Genomic DNA, 17,074 nt, shown 5'->3' on the forward strand with positions numbered 1-17,074 from the left:
GCATGCAACCGAACATCTGGAGCGAGGAGTTCGGCGCCGCCACCGACGCGCCGATCGTGTTGATCATGGGTTCGATGTCGCAGGGGATCCTGTGGCCGGACGAGTTCGTCGGCAGGCTGACCGCCGGGGGCCGCCGGGTGATCCGGTACGACCACCGCGACACCGGCAGGTCCGGCACCGTCGATTTCGCGAAGGAGCCGTACACGTGGGACGACATCAAGGACGACGTGCTGCGGGTGATGGACGCGCACGGGCTGGAGAGCGCGCATCTGGTCGGCCACTCGGCGGGCGGGCTGCTCGGGCAGCTGATCGCGGTCGAGCGGCCGGAGCGCGTGCGGACCCTCACCGTCATCGGCTCCTCGCCGCTCGGCGGCGGTGAGGGCCAAGTGATCATGCGGGCGCTGATGGGGCAGCCGCAGCCGGAGGGCAGCCTGCCGGAGCCGGCGCCGGAGTTCGTGGACTTCTTCCGGGCGATGATCGCCGCCCCGCCGCCGGCCGACCGGCGGGAGCGGATCGACGGCATGATCGCCGAGCAGCGCGTGCTGCACGGGACCGCGCTGCCGTTCGACGAGGACGCGGCCCGCCGCCTGCAGGAGCGGATCTACGACCGGGCCCGCGACCTGGACGCCGTGGCCAACCACCGCCTGGCCGCGATGGCGCGGCCCGACTTCGAGCCGGTGGGCGTGCTGCACCTGGTCAAGGCACCCACCCTGGTCATCGAGGGCACCCACGAGCCGGCCAAGCCCGGCCACGGCGCGCTCATCGCGGAGGCGATCCCGGGAGCGCGGCTGATGATGGTCGAGGGCATGGGGCACACGCTGCCGCCGGAGGTGCACGAGGAGCTGGCCGCGGCCGTCCTCGCGCACACCGCCGGCTGACGCCCTTAGAGCAGCTTCTCGATCGCCGAGACGACCGCGGGGTCGTCGGGGGTGGTGCGGGGGCGGAAGCGGGCCACGACCCGGCCCTCGCCGTCCACGAGGAACTTCTCGAAGTTCCACTGGACGTCGCCGGCCGCCCCCTCCCCGTCCGGGGCCTGCGTGAGCTCCGCGTAGAGCGGGTGGCGGCCGGGGCCGTTGACGTCGGCCTTCTCCAGCAGCGGGAAGTCCACGCCGTACGTGGCGGCGCAGAACTGCTGGATCTCCTCGGCCGTGCCGGGCTCCTGGCCGGCGAACTGGTTGCAGGGCATGCCGATCACCGTGAAGCCGCGCGGGCCGTACTGCCGGTGCAGCTCGACCAGCGCGGTGTACTGCGGCGTGAGGCCGCACCGGGAGGCCACGTTGACGATGAGGGCGGGCTTGCCGGCCGCCAGCTCGCCCAGGGTCGTGGGGGCGTCCGTGAGGGTGCGAAGCGGGATGTCGCTGAGGCTCATGTTCCGACCCTACAGAACGAGTCAGGCCAGAATTGTGACGCACCCCTCATTTTTCCGACATATCCCCAGAAGAAGGTATATATCGAGATCTTTACTGACGATCTACCTTTTCATGGTCAATTCGCTGTAAAGGGAACCCATCGGGCAGGGTGGCGCGGTCCACGAACCCCCTCGAAAGGGAACCCGCATGCCCATGCTCCGCCGTACCGGCGTCCTGGTCCTGACCGCCACACTCGTGGCGGCGGGCGGCGCCCCGGCCGCACAGGCGCAGAGCTCCCAGACCAGCGGCAGGAACAAGTCCATCGCCAAGGCCATGGTGGCCCAGCGAGGCTGGGACAAAGCCCACTTCAGGTGCCTGGTCCTGCTCTGGTCAAGAGAGAGCGGCTGGAACCACCGCGCCGGCAACCGCTCGGGCGCCTACGGAATCCCGCAGGCGCTCCCGGGGCACAAGATGGCCTCGTCGGGCCGCGACTGGCGGACCAACCCCCGCACCCAGATCAGGTGGGGCCTCGGCTACATCAAGCAGCGGTACAAGACGCCGTGTCGCGCCTGGGCGCACTTCCAATCCCACCATTGGTACTGAGCCAAACCCCAGGCTTGTCCGCGTTTTCCGGCAAGGCCCGCCCATTTGGGTGGCGGACCGCGCAATACCGGTCCAGCGAACGGACCCTTTATCCGCAACGATCACACAAACACCTGTCCTTCGCGTGTCTTGGTGTATGACCCGCGGTGACCGCGCGTAATAGGAATCGTGCTAGAGGACACGTCGCGGCGCCCTCCGGGCCGCCCAGCACGACCGGGCGGACGCAGGATCCCGGAGGGCCGCGCGGACCCTCCACGTCCGAGCCACGGACGCGGACCGGCAGGGCGCCCGTCGAGGGCGCCCGTCCGCACGCGACCCGACAGCGAGGATCACATTGGACGGCAAACGCGCGATAAGCGGCACCATTATCTCTTTCACCGCGGTCACCGCCTTCGGCGCCACCGCACCGGCCAGAGCCGAGAGCGTCGAGAGCGGGCCACCGATCAAGACCCGGATCTGGACCACGTCAGCGCAACCCAAGATGTCGGCCGTGCGGCCGGCCAGCAGGAACAAGAAGATCGCCCTTGACCACGTCGTCCAGCGGGCCTGGAACTACCGGGAATTCCGCTGCCTGGACGCCCTGTGGACCCGGGAGAGCAACTGGAACCACCGGGCCCTCAACCACTCGTCGGGCGCGTACGGCATCCCGCAGGCCCTTCCGGCCGGCAAGATGCGCGGCGCGGGCCACGACTGGAAGTCCAATCCGGAGACGCAGATCCGGTGGGGCCTGGCCTACATCAAGGGGAGGTACGGCAGGCCGTGCGGCGCCTGGGGGCACTGGAGATCGCACAACTGGTACTAGCCGGCTCCGGAGGGCACCCGGGGCAGCTCACCGGGTGCCCTCCCGACGCCCCGCATGGGCCTCGATCGCCGTGATCAGCAACTCCAGCCCGAAGTCGAACTCGGCCTCGTGGTCGCACTCGGCGAGCAGGTCCGCCAGCGAGCTCACTTCGGGGAACAGCGCCGGATCGACCCCGTCGGCCTTGATCGTCCGGGTCTGGACCGGCGCGAACGTGGGCGTCACACCGACCTCGCGCAGCAGCGAGCCCACGATGTAGGCGATGAACATGCGCAACATCCGCACCGCGTCCGCGCCGTCGAACCCGGCGCTGCGCAGCGTGGCCAGCGCCCGCTCGACGGGCAGCAGGCCGGCGGCCGAGTGGAGCTGGCGGCTGACCACGAGCATCGTGGAGCGCGGGTGGTGGTGGGCGATCTGCCGGAAGGCCCGCGCCTGCATGCGCACCCGGTCGGTCCAGTGCGCGTCGGGGTCGTCGGTGAACTCGATCTTGCTCAGCACCGCCTCGGCCACCCCGTTGAGCAGGGCGTCCTTGTTGGGCACGTGGTTGTAGAGCGACATCACGCCCACCCCGAGCTCGGCCGCGATGCGCCGCATGGAGACCGCGTCGGCGCCCTCCCGCTCGATCAGGTCGATGGCCGTGGCGACGATGCGTCCTCGGGAGAGAGGCTCGGATGGCATAGCTCATTCTATTGACTGACGTACGGCGTACCTGCAAGCTCGAAACACGGACGTACGGTGTACGTAACCCCCCTCGGAGGTCCCATGTCGACCCACGATCTCTACACCATCCCCCCGGAGCTCTCCACCTGGGACGTCGAGATGTCCGGAAGCAGCCGGTTCACCTGGGAGTACGACGACGGCCGGGACCGGATGCTGGCCTTGTACCAGAAGGGCAAGGACAAGCAGTGGGACTCCACCAAGCGCATTGACTGGGACCTGGAGGTGGACCCGTACAACGTGCTCGGGATCCCCGACCAGACCATCGCCATCTACGGCACCCCGCTCTGGGACCGGATGGACGACAAGATGCGCAGGGACGTGCGGCTGCACGGCGCGGCCTGGCAGTTCTCCCAGTTCCTGCACGGAGAGCAGGGCGCGATGATCTGCTCGGCCAAGATCGTGGAGTCGGTGCCCGACCTGGACTCGAAGTTCTACGCGGCCACGCAGACCATGGACGAGGCCCGCCACGCCGAGACCTACGCCCGGTTCCTGCAGGAGAAGGTGGGCCTGGCGTACCCGATCAACGAGCACCTGAAGGCGCTGCTCGACAGCACGCTGAGCGACTCGCGCTGGGACATGCCGTACCTGGGGATGCAGGTCCTCATCGAGGGGCTGGCGCTGGCGGCGTTCGGGGTCATGCGCGACATCACCACCAAGCCGCTGCCCAAGCAGATCCTCGCGTACGTGATGCAGGACGAGGCCAGGCACGTCGCGTTCGGGCGCATGGCGCTGCGCGACTACTACGGGAACCTGTCGGGGAGCGAGCTGCGCGAGCGCGAGGACTTCGTCATCGAGGGCTGCTACCTCATGCGCGACCGCCTGCGCGGCCGGGAGACCTGGGAGCACCTGGGCCTGTCGAAGGCCGAGGTCGCGGAGGCCATGGAGGCTACGGACAGGTCCGAGTACCTGCGGCTGTTCAGGTCGCTGCTGTTCAGCCGGATCGTGCCGTGCGTCAAGGACATCGGGCTGTGGAGCCCGCGGCTGCAGGCGGCGTACGCGGAGATGGGCGTGCTGGAGATGGCCGGGCAGTCGCTGGAGGCGCTGATGCGCCAGGACGAGGACATCGCCGAGCAGCTGGACGCGGCCCGCTTCGCCCAGGAGGAGGCCGAGCGGCACGCGGAGGTGGCCGAGACGATCGCGCTCGGCACCGAATCCTGAACGCGTCGCCGCGATCTTCGGCAGACTGGGTGGGATGCGGCAGATCCTCACCTATCGCGACGCCGTGGTGCTCCTCGGCGGCCCGAGCCGGCTCACGAACGTGCTGGACAAGGCGTCATCCATAGCGCTGTTCGGCACGGGCGGCATCGACCTGTTCGACGCCCGCGCCGAGGCGGTCCGGCTGGGCGACGCCTTCCTCCGCGGGCTGCGCGACAAGGTGAAGGGCCTGAGCCGCCACGACACGACGCAACGGCTGGCGGCGGCGCACACGGTCATCGTGATCGCCGCCTACCTCGAGGTGCTCGCCGAGGTGGACGTGCTGCGCGAGCTCACCCCCGAGGACCAGCGCAGGATCACCGGGATCGACGGTTTCGGGCAACTCCTGACCGTGACCACCATGCCGATGCCCACCCCCGCGGTCCCGCACGAGAAGGTGCTGGACGAGCTCCTGCGCTCATACAGCGCACTGACCGGTTCGCTGGTCCGTTTCCTGTCCGGGCTCGCCCGCTGGGACGCCTGGGACGAGACCACGCGGGCCCGGCTGTCCGAGGACATACCCCCTCGGGCGGTGCGCCGTTACGAGGAGTTCTTCCGCCGGCTCGTCGCCGAGTTCCCCGAGGTGGCCTGCTGGTCCGACCTCGTCGGTCACCAGGCCACCCGGGAGGAGGTCAGGAACCTGGCGCGGGGGCTGGCGGGAATCCAGGAGCAGCTGGCCAGGATCCCCCCGACCCGCGGCCCGTCCGACCGGCTGGCGGCGCTGATCCGGTCGAACCGGGCCGCCCTCCGGCGCCCGATCGTCACCTCGGCCAGGACCCCGGCCGGGATGACGATCCCCGTCCTGGACCAGGGCTACGTCAACCCGGGCTTCCGCCTGCTCGAACCTTTCTGGAACCGCCTGGTCACCTCGGAGGAGACCTGGGCGGCACTCCCCCGCCGCCACGACCTGGACGCCTTCCTGGCCGGGCATCTCACGCTCCCGCAGGCCACCGAGGCGCCGCTCCTGGTGCTCGGCCAGCCGGGCGCGGGCAAGTCCGTGCTGACACGCGTGCTCGCGGCCCGGCTGCCCGCGGAGGAGTTCCTCCCGCTCAGGGTCGAGCTGCGCGGCGTCCCCGCCGACGGCGACGTGCTGGCGCAGATCGAGCACGGCATCAGGGCCGCCCTGGACGAGGCGATGTCCTGGCCCGACTTCGTGCACGCGGCCGGGGGCGCGCTGCCGGTGGTCATGCTGGACGGGTTCGACGAGCTCCTCCAGGCGACCGGGGTCAACCAGACCGACTACCTGGAGCGGGTCGCCCAGTTCCAGCACGCCCAGGCGGAGCGGGGGCGGGCTCTGGCGGTCGTCGTCACGTCCAGGACCGTGGTCGCGGACCGGGCGCGGCTGCCCGAGGGCTCGTACGTGGTGCGGCTGGAGCCCTTCGACGACGACCAGGTCCACCTGTGGGTCACCACCTGGAACCACGCCAACTCCGGCTATTTCCGGGAACGCGGCCTGGAGCCGCTGCCGGTGGACCGGGTGCTGGCCGTCCCGGCGCTCGCCGAGCAGCCCCTGCTCCTGCTCATGCTGGCCCTGTACGACGCCGACGCGAACGCGCTGCGGCTCATGCGCGAGGATCTCCACGAGGCGGAACTGTACGAGCGGCTGCTGACCGGGTTCGCCGCCCGCCAGGTCCGCAAGTCCGACGAGCACCTCGCGGACGCGGAGCTGGAGCGCGCGGTGGAGGACGAGCTGCTGCGCCTGTCGATCACCGCGTTCGCGATGTTCAACCGCGGCCGGCAGTGGGTCATGGAGGACGACCTCGAGGCCGACCTCCGCGCGTTGCTGCCCGCGGCGCAGGAGGCCACGCCGCAGGCCCACGGTTTCCGCCGCCCGCTGACCAGGGCGGAAGGCGTCATCGGCGGCTTCTTCTTCGTCCACACGACCCAGGCCCTGCGGGATCAGCAGCGGCTCAAGACCTACGAGTTCCTGCACGCCACGTTCGGCGAGTACCTGGTCGCCCGCCTGGTCGTCAGGGAGCTGGCCGACCTGGCCGAGGAGCTGGCGGCCGCCGAGTCGCGCCGCCGCCCCACCAGGCCGGACGACGCCTACCTGCACGCGCTGCTGTCCTTCGCCGGCCTGACCGTCCGCGCCCCCACCGTGGACTTCCTCGAGTACGGCATCGAGCGCCTCATCCCCGCCGACCGCCGCGCGCTGCTGACGCGGCACCTGTGCGAGCTGTTCTCGCAGTCCCTCATGGCCCGTCCCGGGTCCGCCTACGACGCCTACCAGCCGGCGCGGATCGAGGTGACCGCCCGGTGCGCCGTCCACAGCGCCAACCTGCTGCTGCTGGCCCTGCTGTCGTCGGGCGAGCCGATCCCGGGGACCGAGCTGTTCCGCGTCGAGCAGCCGGAGCCGGCGAACGAGTTGTGGCGCCGGATCGCCCGGCTGTGGCACTCGCAGCTCGTGCGCGCGGAGTGGGACTCGCTCACCCGCGCGGTCAGGGTCCGTCATTTCCTGCGCGACGGGACGCGGATGATGATGATCGAGTTCACCCGGACCCCGGTCATCGACTCGGATGACCTGGTCTTCCACACCTGGCCCTTCGACGCCGCGCCGGAGCAGTTCTACCGCCTGGAATCGGCGAACTCCACCTGGATGCGCGAGATCTCCTTCCGTGACGACACCGCGCTGGGGCATCTCCACGCCGACCTGCTTCCGTACGTGGTGGAGATCGACCACGGACTGGCGGCATACCCGCACAGCCCGGTCGCCGACCTGCTGGCGGTCCTGCTGAGCCCGGCCCCGGCCTACCTCCGATACGAACGGGCTCTGCTCCATGGGCCGAGCTGGGCTTACGTGGACCGGGTGCTGCGGCAGCTGGAGCTGGACGCGCGAGAAATGCCGGGCGAGGACGTGCTGAAGCTGCTGCGCATCGCCTGCCATCGCTGGACCGGGCCGGATCGTCTGATGCGCGTCGTGCGCGTCCTGGAGGACCGCCGGGACCTCGACCCCAGGGTCTCCCAGCAGGCCGCCGAGCTAGTCCTGTGGAAGTCGAAGGATCAGCCGAGTTTCCGGCCCCTCTCCGATGCTGAGATCGCCGCCATGGGAGCGGGCGATGTCGCGGGCGATCGGGAGCCCTAGACCGCTTCCTCCGGCGTCCCTGGAACGGGTCCGGTTGAGCCGGGTGAACCGCTCGAACACGCACTCCCGCAACTCCTCGGGGATCCCCGGCCCGTCGTCCACCACCTCCAGCACCGCGTCGTCCCCGCGGGCCAGCACGCTGACCCTGATGAAGGAGTCCCCGTACCGGTCGGCGTTGGACAGCAGGTTCCCGAACAGGCGGGCCAGCTGCAGCCGGTTGCCCTGGACGAACACGCGGGGCTCGGCCTCCACCGTCACCGGCAGCCGGCAGGTCCGCCGGGCGACCTCCTCCTCCACCAGCCGCCCCAGGTCGACCCGCTCCGCCGCCACCGGCGCCCCGGCGTCCAGCCGGGCCATCATCAGCAGGTCGTGCACGATGTCGGACAGCCGGCGCGCGTCGTCCAGCGCCGCCCGCCAGTCGGCCTCGGTACGATCCTCCAGCCCCGCCTCCAGCCGTACCATCAGGCCCGTGATCGGGGCGCGCAGCTCGTGGGAGGCGTCGGAGACGAAGCGCCGGTGCCGCTCGACGGCGTCCTCCAGCCGGGACAGCGTGTCGTTGACGGTGGTGGCGAGCTCGGCGACCTCGTCGCGGGTGGCGGGCACCTCGACGCGCCGGCTGAGGTCCTCGGCGCTGATCCGTTCGAGCCCCTGGCGGATGCGCTCCACGGGGGCCAGCACGCGGCCGACGCCGTACCAGGTGCCCCAGGCCATCAGCGCCAGGAGCAGCACCGCCGGGCCGAACAGGAGCGCCGGCAGGAAGGACGACCGCAGCAGGAACGGCTCCCGCACCGCCGCGTAGGCGACGATCGGACCGTACACGGTGGCGCGGTTGCTGGTGCCGACCACGAGCATGCACCCTTCGGGCTGGCAGACCCGGGCGTCGACCCGTGATTCGCCGCCGGTCGGCCGGGCCCTGGTGAGCGGTGGGCTGCCGGTGAGCCCGCGGCTGGCCGCCACGACGTTGCCGCTCGCGTCCACGATCTGCAGGAGCCCGATGCCCTGCTGCGGTGGGATCGGGCCGGGGAAGCGGTAGGTGTCGACGATCGTCGTGAGGCGCCGGCTGGCGGCGGCCGCCTGGTCCAGGAGGTCGGCGCGGGCTCGTGCGGGGTACACCGCCATGGTGATCGCCACTCCGGTCATGAGCAGGACCCCGAACAACGCCACCGTGGCGATCGTCATCCGGGCCCTGATGGAGCGGCAGTGCACCATGGATCGACTTTGCCACGCAGCGTACAAACCGCAGGTCAAACGGGTGTCGGTCGTCAGCCGTGGTAGCGGCGGTGCAGCTCGCGGACCTCCCCGACCAGCTCGGGCACCGGGCCCTCCACGACCACGCCGGGCGCGACCTCGTTGACCGGCAGCGTGCGCACGGGCGGCGCGGGCACGCCCAGCTCGGCCAGCCAGGCGGACAGCTGGGCCGAGGAGGCGACGTAGACGATCCGCCCCAGTCCCACCCACGCGTGCGCGGCCGCGCACATGGGGCAGTGCTCGCCGGAGGTGTAGACGGTGGCCGCTGCCCGCTCCTCGGGCGTCATGTGCTCGGCGGCCCAGCGGGCGAGCGCGAACTCCGGATGTTGCGTGCGGTCCCCGGCCGCGACCCGGTTGTGGTCCTCGGCCAGGACGGCGCCGTCGCCGGAGACCAGCACCGAGCCGAACGGCTCGTCGCCCACCTCCAGGGCCCGCGTGGCGAGCTCGACGCAACGCCGCAGGTGCGGAAGCTCTGCTTGGTCGATCACGGATTCCTCTTCGTCGCAAGGCCGGTTATGGTCTGCCAGAAATGCACGATCTTTCACGTTTCCCCATGTCACGTACAGGAAACCGACCCTGAGGCCACAGAAAATCGGTTGATCCCACGTATTAGCCTAGAAGGGATGCCTCCCGATACGCACACACCTCGCCGTCCCCTGCTGTCCTCCAACTCCTTGTGGCGGATGAAGTCCTACCTCCGCCCGTACGTCGTCAGATTGGTCATCATCTGGCTGTCCGCGATCGTCGGCATTGGCGTCGGCATCGCCCTGCCGCTCATCAGCGGTGAGATCATCGACGGCCCCGTGGCACACGGCGACTCCGACGCGCTGCTCCCGCTCGGGCTGCTCGCGATCGGCGTCGGCGTCCTCGAGGCCCTGCTGATCTTCTTCCGGCGGTGGCTCCAGGTCAAACCGGTGCTCGGCCTGGAGACCGCCATCCGCGACGACCTGTACGAGCACCTGCAGCGCCTGCCCATGGGCTTCCACGGAGACTGGCAGTCCGGGCAGCTGTTATCACGGGCCACGACGGACCTGTCGACGATCCGTCGTTTCCTCGGCTTCGGCATGCTCTTCCTGGTCATGAACATCCTTCAGCTCATCACGGTCACCGTGCTGCTGCTGAACATGTACTGGCCGCTCGGGCTGCTGGTGCTGGCCTCGTCCGTGCCGATCGTGTGGACGTCGCTGCGCTTCGAGAAGCGCTACATCAGGATCTCCCGCCAGGTCCAGGACCAGCAGGGCGACCTCGCCACGCTCGTCGAGGAGTCCGCGCTCGGGATCCGCACGATCAAGGCGTTCGGCCGCCGCCACCACGTCTACGACCGCTACGACGACGCCGCGCTCAAGGTGTACGGCACGTCGATGGACAAGGTGCGGCTGTCCGCCAAGTTCTTCTCCTTCCTGGAGTTCATCCCGAACATCACGCTGGCCCTGGTCCTGCTGCTCGGCGCGCTGGCGGTCGGCTCCGGCGCGCTGACGCTGGGCACCCTGGTGGCCTTCACCACGCTGATGCTGCAGCTCGTCTGGCCCATCGCGAGCCTCGGCTACATCCTGGCCATGGCCCAGGAGGCGATGACCTCCGCCGACCGCCTGATGGAGGTCATGGACACCGTCCCGGCCATCGAGGGCGGCAGCGACACCATCGAGCGGCCGCGCGGCCACCTGCGCTTCGAAGGCGTCGGCTTCGGCTTCGCCGACTCCGAGGAGCCGGTGCTGCGCGACGTCTGGCTGGAGGTCCGGCCGGGCGAGACGGTGGCCATCGTGGGCGCGACCGGGGCGGGCAAGACCACCCTGACCGCGCTGGTGCCCCGGCTGATCGACCCCACCTCGGGCCGGGTCACGATCGACGGGCACGACGTACGCGACCTCGACCTCAAGACGCTGCGCTCGGTGGTGGCGACGGCGTTCGAGGAGCCCACGCTGTTCTCGATGAGCGTGCGCGAGAACCTCACCCTCGGCCGGCTCGACGCCACCGAGGAGGAGCTGGCCGAGGCCATCCAGACGGCGCAGGCCATGTTCGTCTACGACCTGCCGTGGGGCCTCGACACCCGGATCGGCGAGCAGGGCCTGTCCCTGTCGGGCGGCCAGCGGCAGCGCCTCGCCCTGGCCAGGGCCGTGCTGAGCAAGCCGCGGATCCTGGTGCTCGACGACACGCTGTCCGCGCTCGACGTCGAGACCGAGGCCCTGGTGGAAGAGGCGCTGCGGCACGTGCTGCGCGAGGCGACCGGCATCGTGGTCGCCCACCGCGCCTCCACCGTGCTGCTGGCCGACAAGGTGGCGCTGCTGCGCGGCGGCACGATCACCCACGTCGGGCAGCACCAGGAGCTGCTGGCCCAGGTCCCCGAATACCGGGAGCTGCTGGCCCAGGACGCCGACTTCGACGACGCGTCGGAAGGGGCTCTGCGATGACGACCACGGCTCCGGAGACCAAGCCGGACGCGAGGTCCTGGCTCGGCGTCGCCTCCGAGGACCAGGACGAGCTGCCGGCCAAGGTGTCCGTGCTGCTGCGGGCTCGCTCGCGGCAACTGCTCGGCGCGCTGCTGCGCCCGTACCGCAAGAAGATCACGCTGCTCATCCTGATCATCGTGGTCTCCAACGCGGCGGGCCTGTCGATCCCCTTCCTGGTCTCGGTGGGCATCGACGATGGCATCCCGCCGATCACCCGCGGGTCGGGCGCCGGCGTCCTGCTCACCGTGGTCGGGGTGATCCTGGCCGCGGCGGTCACGCAGGCGCTGACCCGGCAGGCGTTCCTGCGGCTGTCGGGCACGATCGGCCAGAGCATCCTGCTGGAGCTGCGCAGGAGGGTGTTCGACCACTTCCAGCGGCTGTCGCTGAACTTCCACGAGAAGTACACCTCCGGGCGCGTCATCTCGCGGCTGACCTCGGACATCGAGGCCATCGCCGAGCTGCTCCAGTCGGGGTTCGACGCGCTGGTCAAGGCCGTGCTGACCATGGTCGGCACGGCGGTGCTGCTGCTGATCCTCGACGTGCACCTGGGCCTGGTGGCGCTGGTCCCGCTGCCCCTGCTGCTGCTGTTCACCAAGTGGTTCCGCCGGCAGTCGGCCATCGTCTACCGGCGTACCCGCGAGACGGTGGCCCTGGTGATCGTGCACTTCGTGGAGTCGATGACCGGCATCCGCGCGGTGCAGGCCTTCCGCAGGGAGCCGCGCAACCAGGAGATCTTCGAGCAGCTCAACGACGACTACCGGGACGCGAACGCGCGCGGCATGCAGCTCGGCGCCACGTTCATGACCGGCATCAAGCTGATCGGCAACCTGACGATCGGCGGGGTGCTGCTCTACGGCGGCTGGCTGGCCCTGCACGGTGACGTCAAGGTCGGCGTGCTGACGGCTTTCCTGCTGTATCTCCGGCAGTTCTACGAGCCGATGCAGGAGGTCAGCCAGTTCTACAACACGCTGCAGTCGGCCGGCGCGGCGCTGGAGAAGCTGTCGGGCGTGCTGGAGGAGGAGCCCGGCGTCCCCGAGCCGCGCGAGCCGGCGGCGCTGCCCGGCGGCCGGGCGCGCGGCAAGGTGCGCTTCGAGGCCGTCGAGTTCTCCTACGTCAAGGAGATGCCGATCCTGCCCCGCCTGGATCTGACGATCCCGGCGGGACAGAGCGTGGCGCTGGTCGGCGCGACGGGTGCGGGCAAGACGACGCTGGCCAAGCTCATCTCCCGCTTCTACGACCCGACCGAGGGCCGCGTGCTGCTCGACGGCGTCGATCTGCGCACGCTCGACGAGCCGACGCTGCGCCAGGCCGTGGTCATGGTGACGCAGGAGAACTTCCTGTTCAGCGGAACGGTCGCGGACAACATCCGGTTCGGCCGGCCCGACGCCACCGACCGGCAGGTACGCGAGGCGGCCAAGGCCATCGGCGCCCACGAGTTCATCGCGGGCCTGCCCGACGGCTACGAGACCGAGGTGGGCAAGCGCGGCGGGCGCATGTCCGCCGGGCAGCGGCAGCTCGTGGCGTTCGCCCGGGCGTTCCTCGCCGACCCGGCCGTGCTGATCCTGGACGAGGCCACCTCCAGCCTCGACGTGCCCAGCGAGCGGCTGGTGCAGCGCGCGCTGCGGACGATCCTCGCGGAGCGGACGGCTCTGATCATCGCGCACCGGTTGTCGACCGTCGAGATCGCCGACCGGGTGCTGGTCATGGAGCGCGGCCGGATCGTCGAGGACGGCCCGCCGGCCCAGCTCATCGCGGCCTCGGGCCGGTTCGCCGGGCTGCACCAGGCCTGGCTGGACAGCCTGAGCTAGTGGAGCGGGCGGGCCGCGGCCACGATGTTCGTGTACAGCTCATATCCCACGAACACGGCCAGCGGCACGCCCAGCGCCACCAGTAACCGGCCGGGCAGGTGTGCCCGCGCGGGAGCGGGCACACCTCTCCGCACCGGCACCGGCGCCGGTCCAGTGGCCGGGACCGGTGCCGGATCCGGCTCGGGCCCGGGAACGAGCTCGGGGTGGCGGGTCAGATACCCGGAGGGGAACCAGGTCACGTCGTATGCGCCGCAGTCGGGGCAACCGGTGCCCGACCAGGGCGGCGGCACGGGAACTCCCGAGCTGAGCCAGATGTCGACCCCGTTGCCGTACGCGTCGGAGAGATGTCTGACGACGAATTCCTCTTCCCACACGTGCAGGCAGCGAAGGCATTCGTAGGGCCACATCTCGCGGGTGTCGAACCCGTCGGTCATCAGGACCACCCCCGGCTGTTCGATCGCCGTTGCGTCCCGAGTGTCCGCCCGGCTCCGATCTCCCTGCAAGACGGGCTTTCTGCCACCGACCGCTACGAATTCCTTACCCACTGTCAGGGTTTGGAGTCAGTAAAGCGGCCTCGGCACCGGGCTGAGCAACGGCGTCGCGTCCGGGACGCCCGGCTCGACCGGTGGGATCAGCTCCGGATGGCGTGACAGGTAGCCGTCCGGGAACGTGGTGGCCTGCTGACAGCCGCACCGCGGGCAGATGGCGCCCGGCGAGGGCGGCGGGACGGGCAGCCCGGCGCGCAGCCAGATCTCGCCCGCGTTGCCGTGGTCGTCTTCGATCCGTCTGACGACGTAGTCTTCCTCCCATACGTGCCAGCAGCGCCGGCACTCGAAGGGCACTTTCCTGTGTTCCTCCTCCATGAGGTCACCCCCTTGGTTCGAGTCTCCGCCTCCTTCCCGAATTCCCGCAACCAGGCTCACCGAACGGTGAACACAAAGGTCAAAGCGCCCGCGACCACGCTCAACGTGCCAAGCCAGGCGAAAAACGCGTCGAGCCCGGCGTCCAGGGGCAGGCCGGCGTGCAGCGCCGCCTGCACCCGCCGGAACCGCAGCCTCGTCCTGATCAGCAGCACCCCGCCGCAGAGCGCGGCCATCGCGAAACCGGCGATCGCGATGGCGGGCAGGCCGCTCCTGGCGGCCACCCCGGCCGCGCCGAGCCCGCCGGTGGACAGCGCCACGGCCGTGCGCACCCAGGCCAGCCGGGTGCGCTCGCTCTGCAGGCCCCGGTCCCAGATCTCCTCTTCCCCCGTCATCTGTCAGGCGCCTGTCAGGCCGACAGGATGATGAGCACGAGGGCGACCACGGCCACGGCGGCGACGCCGTACCCGAAGACGGCCGCGAGGGCGGGCGGCGGCAGCGGCGCCTGCTGACGCAGCGCCCGCTGGATGTTGCGCCAGCGGGGGTAGGCCATGCCCGCCGCCAGCGCGGAGAGGGTGACCAGCACGACGGCCAGCGTCGTACGGATCCACGGCACGAACACGTCCGCGGGCACGGCCGCCATGGCGACCCCACCCGCGCTGAGCGCCAGCGCCGTGCTCAGCCACGTGAGGAAGGTGCGTTCGTTGGCCAAGGTGAAACGCGGGTCGGGTTCCATGGGAAAAACGGTAGTTCGTCCCTATTTCCCCTAGAGAAGCCGGGATTCTCCCTGGCTACTCAGCTGCAGGCCTGCGCGATCTTCTCCACGTAGGCGGCTCCGTCGGCGGTGACCTTCTGTGCCGCGTCCACGGCGTCGTTGACGTCGTTGACGGTGATGCCGGTCAGCGTGGCGGCCAGATCGTCGGAGGCCTCCTTGATCGTGGTGTTGGCGGCCTTGTCGGCCACACCGTTGAGTTTCGCGGCGGCGTCGTCGAGGGCCTTGTCCATGGCCTGCGGGTCGTTGGTCAGCTGGCTGATCTGCGCGCCCAGGTCGGCGATGATCTTCGGCGCCTCCAGGCAGGCCTGGGCCTTGTCGATGGTGCTGTTGACCTCGCTGCAACCGGCGACGAGGACACACGAGGCGAACAGGGCCAGGGGCACGAACCGGCTCTTGAAGTGAGGCATGTCTCGACCCTACCCAAGGGCCCGGCCACGTGCCGTGATCACGCGGCTCGCGGGAGCGATCTCAGCCAGCCGGCCAGCAGGTCGTTGACCTCGTCCGGGCGTTCCTGCTGCACCCAGTGCCCGCAGCCGTCCAGGATGTGGGCGCCGGCCAGGCCGGGCATGGTCTGCGGGAACGCCTCGATGGCGCCGGCCATCCAGGTCGTGCTGGCGTCGAGCGCGCCGCCCACGAACAGCGCCGGCTGCGTGATCGGCGCGCCGTCCCAGGCGGCCAGGTCCGCCCAGTCCCGGTCGACGTTGCGGTAGCGGTTGAGCGCCCCCGTCAGGCCGGTCCGCTCGAACTCGCCCGCGTAGACGTCCAGGTCGGCCTCGGTGAGCCAGGAGGGCAGGACGTCCTTGGGGAAACGGTCGCGCAGCCGGCCGCCCTCGGGCACGAAGTAGGCGCCCTCCCCCTCCGCGGACAGGGCGGCGTAGAAGCCGGCCAGCCAGCCGCGCACGTCGGGCTCGATCTCCGCCTCGGCCCGGCCGGGCTCCTGGAAGTAGCTGACGTAGAACTCCTCCTCCCCGCCGACCGCGGCGAAGCCGTCGGTGGGGCGGTGGGGGCCGCGCGGCGCGTACGGGACGCTCAGCAGGCCGGCCGCCCGGAAGAGGTCGGGCCTGAGCAGGGCGGAGTGGGCCGCGATCGACGAGCCCCAGTCGTGGCCGACGATCACCGCCGACCGCTCGCCGAGGGCCCGCACGACGGCCGCGTTGTCGGCGACGTGCGCCAGCATCCGGTAGTCCGCCGTGCGGGCGGGCTTGGACGAGCGGCCGTAGCCGCGTACGTCGATGGCCGCCGCCCGGAACCCGGCCGCGGCGATCGCCGGGAGCTGGTGGCGCCACGAATACCACGACTCGGGAAAGCCGTGCACCAGCAGCACCAGCGGGCCGCTGCCCTGCTCCGCCACGTGGATCCGGCCCCCGGGCACCTCGACCAGCCGATGCGTGACACCTTCCGCCATGTCGGCCCCCCTCTTCTCGCTCTCCGGGGACTATGCGCCCCTGGCGTGCCGGAACGCGAACCACGTTGCCGTTCCGGCAAAGTGCGTGCATTCCAAAGGAATCCTTGACATCCTCGGGCAGTTCGCCCGAAGATTCCAAGCATGTCTTTGGAATCGACGCCGGGGCGCCCCCGGCGGGTGCTGGACGACCCGGCGGCGATGCGGGCGTTCGCCCATCCGGTCCGGCTGGCGCTGCACGAGCTGCTGCTGCGCGCCGGCGCGGCGACCGCCGCCGACGCCGCCCGCGAGGTCGGCATCAGCCAGGCGCTGGCCTCCTACCACCTGCGGCAACTCGCCAAATACGGCTTCGTCGAGCAGGCCGAGGCGCGGGACGAGCGGGAGCGGCCGTGGAAGGTGACCGAAACCGTCCAGGACTGGGCCGACGGCGACACCACGGCCGCCCGGGGGCTGCTGGAGCAGGTCCTCGCCGAGCGGGCGCTGTCGCGGCTGGTCGAGTGGCAGCAGCACCGCGCCGACGAGACCGGGGCGTGGCGGGCGGTCGGCGGAGTGGGGAACACCTACCTGTACGCGACGCCGGAGGAGATCGAGGCGGTCACTGCCGGCCTGGCGAGCCTGCTGGAGCCGCTGATGGCCCGCGTCGCCGATCCGGCCGCCCGGCCCGAGGGGTCGCGCCCGGTCCTGCTGACCCAGATGCTGGTCCCCCTCCCCCCGACCGACTCCGGTGACTGAGGTGCGGAGGTCTCCCTCACCGGGTCCGGCGGCTGAAGTGTGGGGATCTTTCTCG

18 protein-coding genes are annotated in these 17,074 nt (G+C 70.7%); 8 read left to right on the forward strand and 10 right to left on the reverse strand.

Features of this window, described 5'->3' with window-relative positions:
- The first annotated feature begins 2 nt into the window (after window positions 1–2).
- Window positions 3–878 carry an alpha/beta fold hydrolase gene (locus ACBJ59_RS40460; RefSeq protein ID WP_375115415.1) on the forward strand — a complete coding sequence of 292 codons (876 nt, stop codon included), beginning with the start codon at window positions 3–5 and terminating at the stop codon, window positions 876–878.
- Window positions 879–883: 5 nt separating this feature from the next.
- Here the strand turns inward: ACBJ59_RS40460 and ACBJ59_RS40465 are convergent, their stop codons facing one another.
- Window positions 884–1,369: a glutathione peroxidase gene (locus tag ACBJ59_RS40465; protein ID WP_364117422.1), complete on the reverse strand. Its 486-nt coding sequence runs from the start codon at window positions 1,367–1,369 to the stop codon at window positions 884–886.
- Window positions 1,370–1,556: 187 nt separating this feature from the next.
- Here ACBJ59_RS40465 and ACBJ59_RS40470 point away from each other — a divergent pair, with 187 nt between their 5' ends.
- Window positions 1,557–1,952: a transglycosylase SLT domain-containing protein gene (locus ACBJ59_RS40470; RefSeq protein ID WP_375115416.1), complete on the forward strand. Its 396-nt coding sequence runs from the start codon at window positions 1,557–1,559 to the stop codon at window positions 1,950–1,952.
- A 334-nt stretch (window positions 1,953–2,286) separates the two neighbouring features.
- The gene (locus tag ACBJ59_RS40475; protein WP_375115417.1) at window positions 2,287–2,754 is read left to right on the forward strand and encodes a transglycosylase SLT domain-containing protein; all 468 of its coding nucleotides are present in this window, start codon (window positions 2,287–2,289) and stop codon (window positions 2,752–2,754) included.
- 27 nt (window positions 2,755–2,781) lie between these two features.
- Here the strand turns inward: ACBJ59_RS40475 and ACBJ59_RS40480 are convergent, their stop codons facing one another.
- Window positions 2,782–3,429, reverse strand: coding sequence for a TetR/AcrR family transcriptional regulator C-terminal domain-containing protein (locus tag ACBJ59_RS40480; protein ID WP_364117416.1), 648 nt, complete (start codon window positions 3,427–3,429; stop codon window positions 2,782–2,784).
- A gap of 84 nt (window positions 3,430–3,513) precedes the next feature.
- Between ACBJ59_RS40480 and ACBJ59_RS40485 the strand changes: the two genes are divergently transcribed.
- Window positions 3,514–4,629 (forward strand): ferritin-like domain-containing protein, encoded by a 1,116-nt coding sequence (locus ACBJ59_RS40485; RefSeq protein WP_375115418.1) that lies wholly within the window; start codon window positions 3,514–3,516, stop codon window positions 4,627–4,629.
- A 34-nt stretch (window positions 4,630–4,663) separates the two neighbouring features.
- Window positions 4,664–7,747, forward strand: a complete 3,084-nt coding sequence (locus ACBJ59_RS40490; RefSeq protein WP_375115419.1) for an NACHT domain-containing protein — start codon at window positions 4,664–4,666, stop codon at window positions 7,745–7,747.
- On the opposite strand, the gene ACBJ59_RS40495 is transcribed toward ACBJ59_RS40490, so the two are convergent.
- Together ACBJ59_RS40495 and ACBJ59_RS40500 are read right to left on the reverse strand one after the other, a co-directional pair.
- Entirely contained in the window at window positions 7,643–8,956 is a 1,314-nt protein-coding gene (locus ACBJ59_RS40495) for a sensor histidine kinase (protein WP_375115420.1), read from the reverse strand. The genes ACBJ59_RS40490 and ACBJ59_RS40495 overlap by 105 nt on opposite strands.
- A 53-nt stretch (window positions 8,957–9,009) precedes the next feature.
- A complete protein-coding gene (locus tag ACBJ59_RS40500; protein ID WP_375115421.1) occupies window positions 9,010–9,483 on the reverse strand; it encodes a nucleoside deaminase in 474 nt (157 codons plus the stop codon).
- A 135-nt stretch (window positions 9,484–9,618) separates the two neighbouring features.
- On the opposite strand from ACBJ59_RS40500, the gene ACBJ59_RS40505 reads away from it, so the two are divergent.
- Window positions 9,619–11,403 (forward strand): ABC transporter ATP-binding protein, encoded by a 1,785-nt coding sequence (locus ACBJ59_RS40505; RefSeq protein ID WP_375115422.1) that lies wholly within the window; start codon window positions 9,619–9,621, stop codon window positions 11,401–11,403.
- Window positions 11,400–13,250 (forward strand): ABC transporter ATP-binding protein, encoded by a 1,851-nt coding sequence (locus tag ACBJ59_RS40510; protein WP_375115423.1) that lies wholly within the window; start codon window positions 11,400–11,402, stop codon window positions 13,248–13,250. Before ACBJ59_RS40505 ends, ACBJ59_RS40510 begins: the two co-directional genes overlap by 4 nt.
- Here ACBJ59_RS40510 and ACBJ59_RS40515 read toward each other — a convergent pair.
- The 6 genes from ACBJ59_RS40515 to ACBJ59_RS40540 all read right to left on the reverse strand — a co-directional run bounded on the left by ACBJ59_RS40515 (window position 13,247) and on the right by ACBJ59_RS40540 (window position 16,290).
- Window positions 13,247–13,684 (reverse strand): hypothetical protein, encoded by a 438-nt coding sequence (locus ACBJ59_RS40515; RefSeq protein ID WP_375115424.1) that lies wholly within the window; start codon window positions 13,682–13,684, stop codon window positions 13,247–13,249. The two genes, ACBJ59_RS40510 and ACBJ59_RS40515, sit on opposite strands and share 4 nt — an antisense overlap.
- Window positions 13,685–13,810: 126 nt before the next feature.
- On the reverse strand, window positions 13,811–14,113 hold the full coding sequence (locus ACBJ59_RS40520; protein WP_375115425.1) for a hypothetical protein: 303 nt from the start codon (window positions 14,111–14,113) through the stop codon (window positions 13,811–13,813).
- Window positions 14,114–14,169: 56 nt separating this feature from the next.
- Entirely contained in the window at window positions 14,170–14,505 is a 336-nt protein-coding gene (locus ACBJ59_RS40525; protein ID WP_375115426.1) for a DUF202 domain-containing protein, read from the reverse strand.
- Window positions 14,506–14,519: 14 nt separating this feature from the next.
- A complete protein-coding gene (locus ACBJ59_RS40530; RefSeq protein WP_364138601.1) occupies window positions 14,520–14,846 on the reverse strand; it encodes a DUF202 domain-containing protein in 327 nt (108 codons plus the stop codon).
- Between the two features lie 59 nt (window positions 14,847–14,905).
- Window positions 14,906–15,292 carry a hypothetical protein gene (locus ACBJ59_RS40535; RefSeq protein WP_364138598.1) on the reverse strand — a complete coding sequence of 129 codons (387 nt, stop codon included), beginning with the start codon at window positions 15,290–15,292 and terminating at the stop codon, window positions 14,906–14,908.
- A 38-nt stretch (window positions 15,293–15,330) separates the two neighbouring features.
- Window positions 15,331–16,290 (reverse strand): alpha/beta fold hydrolase, encoded by a 960-nt coding sequence (locus tag ACBJ59_RS40540; RefSeq protein ID WP_375115427.1) that lies wholly within the window; start codon window positions 16,288–16,290, stop codon window positions 15,331–15,333.
- A gap of 141 nt (window positions 16,291–16,431) precedes the next feature.
- Between ACBJ59_RS40540 and ACBJ59_RS40545 the strand changes: the two genes are divergently transcribed.
- Window positions 16,432–17,019 carry a winged helix-turn-helix domain-containing protein gene (locus ACBJ59_RS40545; RefSeq protein ID WP_375115428.1) on the forward strand — a complete coding sequence of 196 codons (588 nt, stop codon included), beginning with the start codon at window positions 16,432–16,434 and terminating at the stop codon, window positions 17,017–17,019.
- Window positions 17,020–17,074: the final 55 nt, after the last annotated feature.

The sequence above is a fragment of the Nonomuraea sp. MTCD27 genome (assembly GCF_041950495.1).
Lineage (GTDB): Bacteria > Actinomycetota > Actinomycetes > Streptosporangiales > Streptosporangiaceae > Nonomuraea.